This is a genomic window from Nostoc sp. 'Peltigera membranacea cyanobiont' 213 (assembly GCF_002245975.1).
GTDB lineage: Bacteria > Cyanobacteriota > Cyanobacteriia > Cyanobacteriales > Nostocaceae > Nostoc.
This window is the reverse complement of sequence record NZ_NOLI01000038.1, coordinates 13,964-25,950: the sequence shown is the minus strand read 5'-3', so window position 1 is coordinate 25,950 and position 11,987 is coordinate 13,964. Positions and strand designations below refer to the sequence as shown.

3 protein-coding genes and 1 pseudogene are annotated in these 11,987 nt (G+C 46.4%); all 4 read right to left on the bottom strand.

Annotated features, from left to right (window positions below):
- Positions 1–2 precede the first annotated feature (2 nt).
- Positions 3–6,122, bottom strand: a pseudogene (locus CDG77_RS13150) (amino acid adenylation domain-containing protein); the annotation flags it as partial.
- Between the two features lie 140 nt (positions 6,123–6,262).
- Entirely contained in the window at positions 6,263–7,765 is a 1,503-nt protein-coding gene (locus tag CDG77_RS13145; RefSeq protein ID WP_094329810.1) for an MBL fold metallo-hydrolase, read from the bottom strand.
- On the bottom strand, positions 7,762–10,059 hold the full coding sequence (locus tag CDG77_RS13140) for a lantibiotic dehydratase (protein WP_094329809.1): 2,298 nt from the start codon (positions 10,057–10,059) through the stop codon (positions 7,762–7,764). The genes CDG77_RS13145 and CDG77_RS13140 overlap by 4 nt, the downstream gene beginning before the upstream one ends.
- Positions 10,059–11,816, bottom strand: coding sequence for an MBL fold metallo-hydrolase (locus tag CDG77_RS13135; RefSeq protein WP_094329808.1), 1,758 nt, complete (start codon positions 11,814–11,816; stop codon positions 10,059–10,061). Before CDG77_RS13135 ends, CDG77_RS13140 begins: the two co-directional genes overlap by 1 nt.
- Between the last annotated feature and the right edge of the window lie 171 nt (positions 11,817–11,987).

Below are 11,987 nucleotides of genomic sequence, written 5' to 3'. Positions count from 1 at the left end.
GCTCAAAACTCCACTACCTCGCTACTGACTTCTTTAATTGATAAATTTTGTGTTACCAAATCCACTACTTCTATGTAGGCTGCTATGCCAGCGACTGTGGGAGACTCGAACATCATCTGTATAGATAGATCGAGTTCAAAAGCTGAGTTGATCTCTGACAGGACTTGGGTAGCTAGTAGGGAATGTCCTCCTAGTTCAAAGAAGTTATCTTTAACACCAATGCGTTCAACCCCTAAGACTTGACTCCAGATTTGAGCGATTTGAGCTTCAATAGGCGATCGCGGTAAAACAAAGCCAGTAGAAAGATTTCTCGTGGCTGTATCAGGTGTTGGCAAAGCGCGACGATCTACTTTGCCATTGGGTGTTAAGGGCAGGGCATTGAGGACAACAAAAGCTTGCGGTACCATGTAATCGGGTAGCTTTTGTTGGATATATTCACGTACCTGCGGCACTAGTTTCTGAACTAACTTGCCGTATAGGGGATTATTAGTGTAGTCAGTCCAGGGTTTGGTTGTGACGGCTGAAGTGTCCCAAAAAGCAATTGCCTCTTGTGCGTTAGATGTTTGCGTTGAACTATTGCGACAGAACACCACATCATAGCAACCATCCTGACTACTCTCCCACCAACTTAAGTGGACAGTGTAACCGAGTTGCTGTCCCAACTCGTAAAACTTTTCTGGATTGATCCCAGCAGTTGGTTGTTGTGCTAAGAACTGCCGCAGTTGGCTGACTGTTTCTACAGCCGGGGGATTTTCCAGCCATTGCCAAATCTGTAGTGCTTGCTGTACCCGTTGATTCGGGACGCGTCTGATTCCCAGGCGTTCTGGTTGCTCATGAAGCAGTTGATTTTGAATTTGTGTGAACGAGAGCTTATCTAGTTGCCAATTTAACCAAGCAATAGTATTTGCTTGAACATTAATACCGACATGGAGGGTAACATCGTAGCGGAATTGAGTTAGCTCATTTTGGGCGTAACCGCGTTTTGGCTGAATCTCCACCCAACCAATCTGGGGAAAACGTGTCTGAAGGGCAATGAAGAAACTGGGATCGATGACTAATTCTTCCTCGGCGGCCATACTCTGATGGACCTGTTGCTGCCATTGCTCAATAGTTTTATCAACAGCCGCTTGGGACAACTGCACGGCTGCATGGTATGGCTCCAGTAATGGCAAGCTGCGGACATCGCCCACGAAGATTGTCCCTTGTTGAGTAATTGTAGACATCGCTCCTTCGATCGCCTGCAACAGATACTCAATACTGGGAAAATACTGCACGATTGAGTTCAAAATAACAGTGTCGAATTCTCCTTGGGGGATACCTTCAAAGTTATCTGCCATTTGGTGCAGCAGCCGCACATCTTCTAGACCCTCAACAGTGCTGCATATCTGCTTAACGTGCTGTATGGCGGCGATGGAATAATCAGTACCCCAATACTGTTGAGAGTACTTGGCAAGACGAGATAGCAGTAACCCTGTTCCGCAACCAATTTCTAATATATGCTGGGGAAAGTTAGCTTTAATGCGGCTGACTGTACTCTCAACCCACTCTTGCATTTCCTGGTCTGGGATGGGTTGCTTGGTATACGAACTGTTCCAACCAGCAATATTAAATGTTAGATCGTCTGTAGTTTGATTTTGGCTGTAGAGTTGTTCATAAAGCGTTTGCCAATCACTCACATACTCACTTTGCCATTGAGAAACCTGTTGCGGTAATGTTTGACGATGAAGTGCAGGTACTAAGTAAGCTACCAAACGTTTATCGCCAGGTGTGTCTTCTCTTACAAGCACAACACTCTCTTGCAGTAAGGGGTGTTGACTCAAAACGGTTTCAATTTCTCCTAGTTCGATGCGAAAACCGCGAATTTTCACCTGATAATCAATCCGACCGAGAAACTCAATATTCCCATCACTCAGGTAGCGTACCTTATCTCCAGTTTTGTAGAGGCGATCTCCAGGCTGAGAACTAAAGGGATTGGGAATTAATTTCTCTTGTGTTAACTCTGGTCGGTTGAGGTATTCTCTTGCTAGACCATCTCCGCCAATGTATAGTTCTCCCGGAACGCAAATTCCTACTGGCTGTAGTTGGGAATCTAATACATAGATTTGTGTGTTGGCAATCGGTCGTCCGATGGGAATGGTTGTAGCGGATTCTGGGACATCCTGCACTAAGTACCAGGAAGTAAATGTTGTATTCTCTGTCGGGCCATAAACATGGAGGAGTCGCTGCGGCGCACCATTGTTCAGTACTTCTTTCACCCATTTAGGATCGACAGCTTCGCCTCCAAATAGGAGATGACGTAATGAATTGAAAGCAGAGGGGACTTCCTGAGCAATTTGATTGAACAAGGCAGTTGTCAAGAATAATACGCTGATTCTTTGCGATCGCAAAAAATCAGCAAAATCTCTGGGCGAAAGTGCCAATTCTTTGCTCACCCCTACCAACCGCGCCCCATTCAGTAACCCTCCCCAAATTTCAAAGGTAGCTGCGTCAAAGGCGTAATTTGCAGCTTGGGCAATGACATCTGTTGATTCCATGTTGATGTAGTTTGTGTTTATTACCAAGCGGTTTACGGCTCGGTGATTGACAGCCACTCCTTTGGGTTTCCCTGTTGAACCGGAAGTGTAGATGACATAAGCCAGATTATCGGCTTTCACCTTCGTTTTGGGGGTTTGTTGGCTTTCAAGAGCGATCGCATCTGCATCAGTATCAAAATAAACAACACGCGCTTGATGTTGGGGAATTACATCGGTTAATTTCTGTGTTGTCAACAGCACCGATATCTGAGTGTCTTCTATGATAAAAGCTAAACGCTCTTGGGGATATTCAATATCCAAAGGCACATACGCCGCACCTGCCTTAAGAATTGCCAACAACCCGACAACCATAGATACAGAACGTTCCACACAAATACCCACCAGCACACCTGGTTTTACGCCCAGTTTTTGCAGATAATGTGCTAATTGATTTGCTTGTGCATTCAATTCCTGATAAGTTAACTTTTGCTCTCCAAAAACCACAGCGATCGCATCAGGAGTCTGTTCGGCTTGCGCTGCAAACAAATCATGGATACATTGGTTACTTGGATAATCCGTTTGGGTGGCGTTCCACTCTACTAACAATTGCTGCTTTTCTTGTGCTGTTAGTAAGGGCAATTGGCTGACTGGTTGTTCTAGATTAGTGACGATCGCCGCTAACAAATTCTGGAAATGTTTCATCATGCGAGCGATCGTTGCCGCATCAAATAAATCGCTGCTGTAATAGCAAAATCCCTCAAGACCTTCAGGGATTTCCCAAAAGTGAACTTCTAGGTCAAACCGCACTGCTTCAAGTCCCCAAGGCATTTTCTCGACCGTTAAACCAGGCAAATCCCAAGGGTTGCTTGGCGCATTCTGAAGGGCAAACATCACTTGCAGCAGTGGGTTACGATCCAGGTTTCGCTCCAGTTGCAACTCTTCAACTAACATCTCGAAGGGCAAATCTTGATGGTCGTAAGCGTTTTGAGTTACCTGCTGCACCTGTTCCAGCAAAGCTTTCAAGGTCAGTTCTGAGGACAAATCGAATCTCAGCGCCAGAGTATTGACAAAAAAACCAATTAACCCTTCTATTTCTTTGCGGTTGCGATTTGCGATCGGGGAGCCAATTACAAGATCCGTTTGACCACTGTAGCGAGACATTAACACAACAAAACCCGTCAGCAGTGTCATAAACAGAGTCGTTCCAGACTCTAGGCTGAGTTGTCTAAGCTGCTGTGTTAGTTTGCCATCTAGTTGAAACCGCTCTATACCTCCCCGAAAAGTTTGGATAGATGGGCGGGGGCGGTCTGTAGGCAATTCCAACAAAGGTGGTGCTGCTGCTAACTGTTGTTTCCAGTAACTTAACTGAGGTTCCAATACCTGAGTTGTCAGCCATTGGCGCTGCCATAAGGTAAAGTCGGCATACTGTACAGATAACTCTGGTAATTGCACCGCGCTACCTGCGGTAATGGCTCGATAATGGGCAGATAATTCACGGTTCAAAACGCCTATTGACCAACCATCAGCAGCAATATGGTGAATGGCTATCAGTAGTACATACTCGTCAGCCGCAACTTGCCACATCTTGACCCGCAAGACAGGATCTTTAGTCAGATCGAATGGTTTGTAGGCTTCTTTTATCGCTAGTTGCTCTACTTGTTTGGTAGGGTCTACCACATTCTGTAGATTCACCACTGGTAAAGTTATGATTATATCAGGGGCTATTACCTGTACTGGCTTATCATCCTTGATCTCAAAACGAGTCCGCAGAACTTCATGCCGTTGCACCATCTCCCCAACTGCTTGTTCCAAAGCTTTGATATTGAGATTCCCTACCAAACGCATAGCAAAAGGCATTGTGTAAGCACCACTTTCGCCTTCTAAGTGATGGAGAAACCACAGGCGCTCTTGTGCCCAAGATAAAGGTATGTCTTGTCTTGTGGTAACGGGAAAAATTGCCGGAAGAATCAAACTCGAACCAGTTTGAAGAAGTTCACCTAAGATAACTTCACTTAACTGAGCAATGGTTGGTGACTCAAATAAAGAACGCAACGGTAACAAAGTCCCAAAGGCTTCTGGCAAGCGGGAAATTACTTGAGTCGCTAGTAGGGAATGTCCCCCTAGTTCAAAGAAATTATTGTAAATGCCTACTTTCTCTAACCTCAGCACTTGACACCAAATCAGTGCTAACGTTTCCTCAATTGGGTTGCGGGGTGCAACAAATTTATCTGCTATTTCACTGAGTAAATCTGGTGCAGGTAAGGCACGGCGGTCTACCTTACCGTTGGGAGTTAGGGGTAGAGCTTCTAGAATTACAAAAGTACTAGGAACCATGTAATCTGGCAACTTGGCTTTCAGGAATTGCCGCAGTTCGCTGATTGTCGGTATCACTTCTTTTTGCGGCACTATGTAAGCGACTAACTGCTTCTGTCCAGGGCGATCTTCGCGGACAATGACGCTAGATACTTGCACATCGCCGTGTTGATTCAGTACTGTTTCAATTTCTCCCAACTCGATACGGAAACCCCGAATTTTTACCTGATTGTCGATGCGTCCCAGGTATTCGATGTTGCCATCTGGCAGATAACGTGCTAAATCGGCGGTTTTATATAATTTACTCCCTCCGTTCAGTGAGGGGAGCCGAACCGCCGCTTTCTCAAAAGGATTAGAGATGAATTTCTCTTGTGTCAACTCAGGAAGGTTGAGATAGCCTCGCGCCAAAGAGACACCACCAATGTACAATTCTCCTGGTACGCCGACGGGTACAAGCTGTAGATACTTATCTAGGATGTAGATTTGTGTGTTAGCAATAGGGCGGCCAATGGGAGGAAGTAATGGCCAAGTGTTGACTGAAGAATTAGTTAGACTAAAAGTAGTAACTACATGACTCTCTGATGGCCCATAATGATTGTGCAAAGTACAATCATTTAATTTGCTTAACCATTGAGAAATAGCGGGAGTAATCTGCAACTGTTCCCCAGCAGTAATAATTTCTCGTAGATTACTCGTAACTGATGCACTCGCAACAGCTACTTCAGCTAGTTGCTGTAAGGCAACAAAGGGAACAAATAATCTCTCAATAGCTTTTTCTTCAAGAAAACCTAACAAAGCTAGGGCATCTAGGCGCAAGTCCTCTCCAATTAAGAACAATGTACCTCCCGAAAACCAGGTAGAGAAGATTTCTTGGAAGGAGACATCAAAGCTGATAGGAGCAAATTGCAGCGTTTTTGCTCCAGTAGAAATTGGATTATTTTGCAGTTGCCACAAGATTAGATTACCAAGAGCAAGCTGATTCAATGCTACACCTTTAGGTTGACCTGTAGAACCAGAAGTGTAAATCACATAAGCCAAGTTATTCGCTTGTACGCCAGAGATAAGATTATCCTGACTTGACTGGGAAATGAGCGGCCAGTGAGCATCCAAACAGACAAGCTGTGCTTGATGCTCAGGTAGTCTTTTAAGTAGTTGCTGTTGAGTTAACAGTATGGAAACAGCCGCATCTTGTAGCATGAAGCTTAAACGCTCTTGGGGATACTCTGGGTCAATTGGCACATAAGCACCACCTGCCTTGAGAATGCCCAAAATACCCACTACCATTTCTAGCGATCGCATCAGCTTGCAAGTTTGGGATAGAGGATAACGATCGCCATGTACTTAAGAGACTATTGGCAAAGCCGAGACAAAAATTGCTGAAGAAAATTCACCCATATCGGGCCTCCAAGCGGTCAATTGAAAGGTTAATTCGTTCTTTAGCTCAAGAGTTGCTTCCCTACTGACTTAAAATATGGCCAAGATTGGTTTTGAACTACTTGCGTATCCTCTTGAGCAAACGCAAGAGCATCTCCAGGGCGAAGCAAGCAAATCGATACAGGAGAAGCGATCGCTCCATCTTTGCGGGTTCCAGAGCGCACAGTTGCTACCTGGCAAACATGCTCTGGGGTTGGATCGACTGCCATGATGTGTGCTTGCGATCCATCAAGGCAAGGGCCAAGACCGCGCTGCCAATACCAAGGAGCGCCACCATCGGAGTAGGGTACAATTCGTTTGGCATTCCAGATTTCTGCTACATCAATTAAATCATCGGCATCGCACATCATCTTTTGGCGGACTTGCCAGCTTTTTTCTGGTACAAAAGGAAGATAGCGAGCGACTGATGAAAAGAGATATTGAATCGGATACAGTCCAAAACCTCGATATCCTCCAAATAAAGTATCAAGGGAACCATAACGCTCTAAGGCTGCGGCTGCCAGTTTTTTGACATCTCCCAAGCAGTCAGTCCCTGAGTCTGCTGTGAGAGCAATACGGCGATCGCAATATTCGACAAGGTAAGTATTACCCTCATTGCGAATTTCTGGATGCAACGCTTCTGCAACCGTTGGCTGTTCCCCGTAAAAAGGCAGGGCAATAATTCGCATCCCACCAATTTGGGTTTCGTCGAACCAGCCAAGTGTGTGAATATTCTTGAACCCAACCTGACGCAGCCGTAATGCCATATCGATCGCCAATACAGATTCTCGCTTGACTTCGGGAAGGAAGATTGGCGTGTTTGCACCAAGTCGCAGCAAGGTTCCTAAATCAAAATGATCGGGGTGAGAATGGGTGATGAATACAGCATCGGGTTGTCCCATTTCCTCTAAGCTGAGGGGTTGGTAGTTTGGCGGATAAACCTCAGACTTGGGCAACAAAAATGGATCGAAGAGAATACTAGAGTTGCTATCACTGAGGCGCAGGGTTGAGTGACCAACAAAGGTAGCATGGCCAAGTTCTGGCTTAACGGATAGTTCATTGAAGTCAACCAGTGCGCCATAATCACTCAACACGTTCCATAACTCGCGGGCAATGGTTGCAGTCGGAGTTGTACTTCCTTGTTGCCATTCTCCTAAATACAAAGCCAAATCGGACAGGAGATGAGGTGATAGTTCTAGAATGACGATACTTTCGCCAGTATTACGTTCCAACTGAAGCGCAACCGGTTTAACGGCTTTGGTATCGGGATAAAGCCAATCTTCCAAAAGGACACCAGGACGCTGATACAAATCTGCAAGACCACCAGGAACCATTGTCGCTGCTAGTAATTCCCGCGAATGAGCCACCACATCTGCAAGCCCATATCGATGGCGGTGTGCTGTGATATTGGCGCAGTAGCGACGGATGATAGTGTCGCATTGTCCGGTTATGGCACTACCAAACTGGGTTTCGTCTTGGTAGATGAGTTGGAATCCAATGGTGCTGCTTAATCTTCGACGTGTCATATAATCGAGCTATTTCCTGTACGCAACGACCACCCATGTTCCGTGCGGGCAAAGGGTAAGGCCAGTTCTGCCATGTAATGCTGTCCTTTTTGGTCAACTAGCCAAGGTTGATTGACTAACTCTTCTACAATTAGCCATCGGGTTTGTTTGTGCAGGTCTTTTTTGAAAAAGGACTCAAGGGCTAAAGGGCTATCTCGATGCAGAATCAGTGAATGCTTGCCCTCTATTTGCAGATTGAGCAACATCGGCCAGCCATGTTCAGAAGCTAATTGCTGCCACCTTGCGAATAACTCTATTGCAGATAACGTGGCGAGTTCTGCTAAGATTTGCCCACTTAAAACTGTCCTCCGAGGACGTAATGTCGCTTCTTTTGGCAGTTGAACGCGAGGAGTGAAACGAGGTGCAGTCAGTTCAATCTGCATCGGCAGGGTGGCAGCACGAAAGATTGCCGTCGGATTATCTTGAAAGGTAGTCCAAAGTAATTGTTCAGAGATCGGGTCGCGGGCATTAACCGCAGCCAAGGAAAACCAAAACACTGCAACCGGGTTGGGGAGCGATCGCAATTTTAAAAAAGGCAGTTGTGTTTTTGGGTCTAGAAAGATTTCTGCATCGGCGAGGGATGGAGTATCTTGACTCGCCCCCCATAACTCAATGGGAAGAAGGTTGAAATGAGGACGAGCCAGTACATTTGGATTTGACTCAAAGGGACTTTTTAATTCTGCGATTTGAATTTGATGTTGGCTTGCCAAACAGTCAAGCTTTTCTTGAAACCAAGAATGCAATAAATTATTTTCATTCAATAAGTCTTTAAACCGAGCAAAGATTCGCACCGGATCGTCACTAATCCCGTGAACTACCAGTTGGAACGACTCAAATAAACCCGCGAACAAGCAACCGAAAGGAGCCGTAGACAAAGACTTTGGGGAATTACTGCTGGTTTCGAGAACGACTACCTCTTTATTTTGCGACAGCGATCGCTCCCACGCCTCTAACCGGGTGACGACTTCAGGATGGCTATGAGCCGCTCTCATTTCGGAAACCAGGGTAGATTTGAGATCCCCTAGTGCAACACCCGTCGCAAATTCTTGTTTCAGTCGCTCACGAAACGCCATCCGCATTGCCGAGGCTGGACTTGCATCATTAATCCAGCAGCGCTCATAATCTGCAAGTGTTTGCAACAAAACGTTTTGCTGCACCTCATCAATGGCAATCCGAAACGGTACCCCCAAATCGCAGTGCAACACTGGCTCGGATAGCTGGGTGAGGGTAACATCAAGGGCTTGGGCGAGTTCTTGAATAAAGCTTTTTGCTTGTTGCAGAGAATCTGCAAGTGCATCCAGAGATATTACCTCAAGTTTTGCTGCGAGAGAATCGCAAAGGCAATGGAGTTTTTGGATAGAACTATTCCAGAGATACCGATCTGGCTCAATTAGCTTGTCTGCCACCACTGTTAACGCTTCCCAAGGACTTTCAAAGCGATGGGGTAGGTCGAGTCCGCCTAAAAGCACACCGCCATCAATGAAGATATTCAAAATATCCTGTATTCCTGCTGCATGGTTCCAGCGAGGTGAGGCTGCTACTGTTTTGGCTAGTTCGTCTAATGTCCCCAGATCCAGTTTGGTCAGTTCTGCCAATAAAATGTCCACAACTTCTTGGAATTCAATCTCACGCTGCTCGACTAACCCCTGTGGAGTGCGGCCCCAAAAGAGCCAGGAACCATCTGCTTGTCGTCTCAAGGTGGGATTTAATCGCCAAGTTGCATTTTCACGATAAATTGAACGTTGAGCTAGCGATCGCAATATCGTTTGAAAGGGACGCAGATCGGGTGTAAATGAATACTCAGCCGCAGCCGGATCGTGCCGCGCTGTCTTAGCAAACTCGACTAAACTCACACCAGCCCATAAGCCATAAGGTGTTGTCCGTCCCGCAGCCCGCGCTAGATAACGATACAGTGCCGTCTCCAGATGCCGAATTTTTTTAGTGCGTTTTCCCTGTCTTTGTGGCAGCCCCCGCTGTACCTCCGTCACGAGTGACGGATTAGACAACAGCAACGCTTTCATAAACCATGAATCTGCTGCGGTCATCTGCCAAAGGCGATCGCGCTCGTCTTCATGCACCTGCTGATAAGCTGTTGTATATTCCTTCCAGGTATGAGCATCCTTTGTCCGGCTGGCTGCCAAAGCTAGGCTGGCAAGTTCCTGATTCCCAAAACTCTGAAGACTCTCAATTGGCCAAGCAGCAGCCCGCAAGATACCAACGGGAGCAAGCTCAAATTGTTTTCTGGGATGATTCATCAATCGTTGGTATCCCGTCGTGGGCGGGCATATCTAGCTGTAGCCACGCGGCGATGATTGGTGAGCAGTGGCTCAATCACCCTAGTGTAATGTTCCTCCAGCTTCAAGACTGCGGTGAAATCTCGCATCACGGCTGAGTATCCCTCAAGACTCAAACCTGCTTCCTTTAACCATTGCTCTGTATCTTGGCTATCGAGTAAATCAAACTGCTCTCGAAAGGAATCGGACATTGTTTGAATTTCCATCTCAGAAATCTTTAGCCCCAAGCGCTCTGCTTCTTGAACTGCCAAATAAGCCAGTAGAACTTTTTTGTTCATCACTTCTTCGTTCTCCCCTAAACGGGTGAGAATCTGAATATCATTGGCACTTTCTGGTGATGGTGCTTTCTCAGACTCAGCATCAGCCGGAACGAGAGAAGTTTCGCTAGTCCCAAAATGACGAAGATAGTAAGTCAGTGGGTCTGAGGGGAAATCTTCGGGTGTCTTTGGCCACTTTGGACACTCAAAACGACCATTGCGTACAGAAATGACCTTTTCATAACTACGAGCCTCACCCGCCAGCCAAAAAATTAGCCCCGGCATTTTGCCCGTCATCACATCGTCAAGAGCTTGTCCGGCAATGTGGGTAAAGAAGTTTGCTTCTGGATGCTCGCCTGGGAAGACAGAAAAATCCTCTGAACGAAAATCAATGGCATAGTTTAGCCGTTCTCCATCTCCAGCATGAACCACCAACTGCCAAACAACCTCCTCGGCAGGGAAATTAGTCCAACTGCTGTGAGTCTGTTTGACCTGATGTTTGAGCCACGAAACCAACGTCCCTGCCAGGAATACATCTAGCTTTTGTTGGAAGGTACGCCGTTCTTCAGATGTAGACAATCCTGTGAGGGTGCTGATATCAATTGGTTCCCAGCGCAACCCAGGAGATGGCTTTTCTCTAACGAAATCAGCTAACTGTTCGTGTCGTTGTGGAGGTTGTCCAGCTTGAAGTTCAATCACATCACCAGGACGCACCGTTTTCGCCCGCTCTGGGGAACCAAGCCGACGTTGCAACAAGCGAACCGTTTCTTCTGAACTTAAGGGAAACGCATAGCGGTTAAACCAGGCGTGCCGACCACTAAAGCACAAACCGGAAGCGTAAGGGAACACCAAAGCCGGGTTGCAAGCACACGCCGCTTCCAGCCAGCTAACTACCCCTTGGCGATCGAATGTTGCTCCCATGCCGTGCAAATAGCCCATACTGGCACGTACAACTGGCTGATACTTGGTTGAAATTAAATCAATAGCACCGTACTCTTGGGTAATTTTTTCTCCAATTTCCGCCGTTACTTCTGCATCTGCCATGTGCCAGAATGTGCCAGTTGCATCTCGAACTAACAGCCCAAACTCTGGTTCTTCGTGGTCTGAAGGAGTCGGGAGTAAGTAAGTTTCTCCGAGAGCGATCGCCTGCCAAGGCTGACAGATTATGATTTTTGAGAATCCGATCTTTTGCAGTTGTTCGACCAATGCCGGTTCATCCGCAGTAATTACTGGCAGTTCGCGCGGCAGTTTCTGGAGGGTTTCTAAATGAAAGTGATCGAAATGTCCATGAGTCACCACCAAAGCTGTCAGGTTTGGCAGTTTGTCTAATTCAAATACCCGACCGGGATGGTAAGTAAGTGTACCGCCGACAAGTGTATCCGAGAAGCATGGATCGAGCAGGATGCGTTGATCGATAGTTTCAATGTATAAAGCAGCATGACCACAGATAGTGACACGCATGAGAATTGTTTCCGTTGTTGGTACTGTCAGAAAATCCTAGCCGATTTGAACAGTAGAAGGGGAAAATCTTTAAGGAAGTTAAGAAGCGAAGGATCGATTGCTAAGATTGGTAGCAAATAATTCCCAAATTCCATGAAACTTGCATACTAGAGTACAGAACATTACTGATAG

Bases quoted from the DNA above. Each gene is read 5' to 3' on its own strand.
- CDG77_RS13145 (WP_094329810.1), bottom strand. From the start codon at position 7,765: ATGACACGTCGAAGATTAAGCAGCACCATTGGATTCCAACTCATCTAC.
- CDG77_RS13140 (WP_094329809.1), bottom strand. From the start codon at position 10,059: ATGAATCATCCCAGAAAACAATTTGAGCTTGCTCCCGTTGGTATCTTG.
- CDG77_RS13135 (WP_094329808.1), bottom strand. From the start codon at position 11,816: ATGCGTGTCACTATCTGTGGTCATGCTGCTTTATACATTGAAACTATC.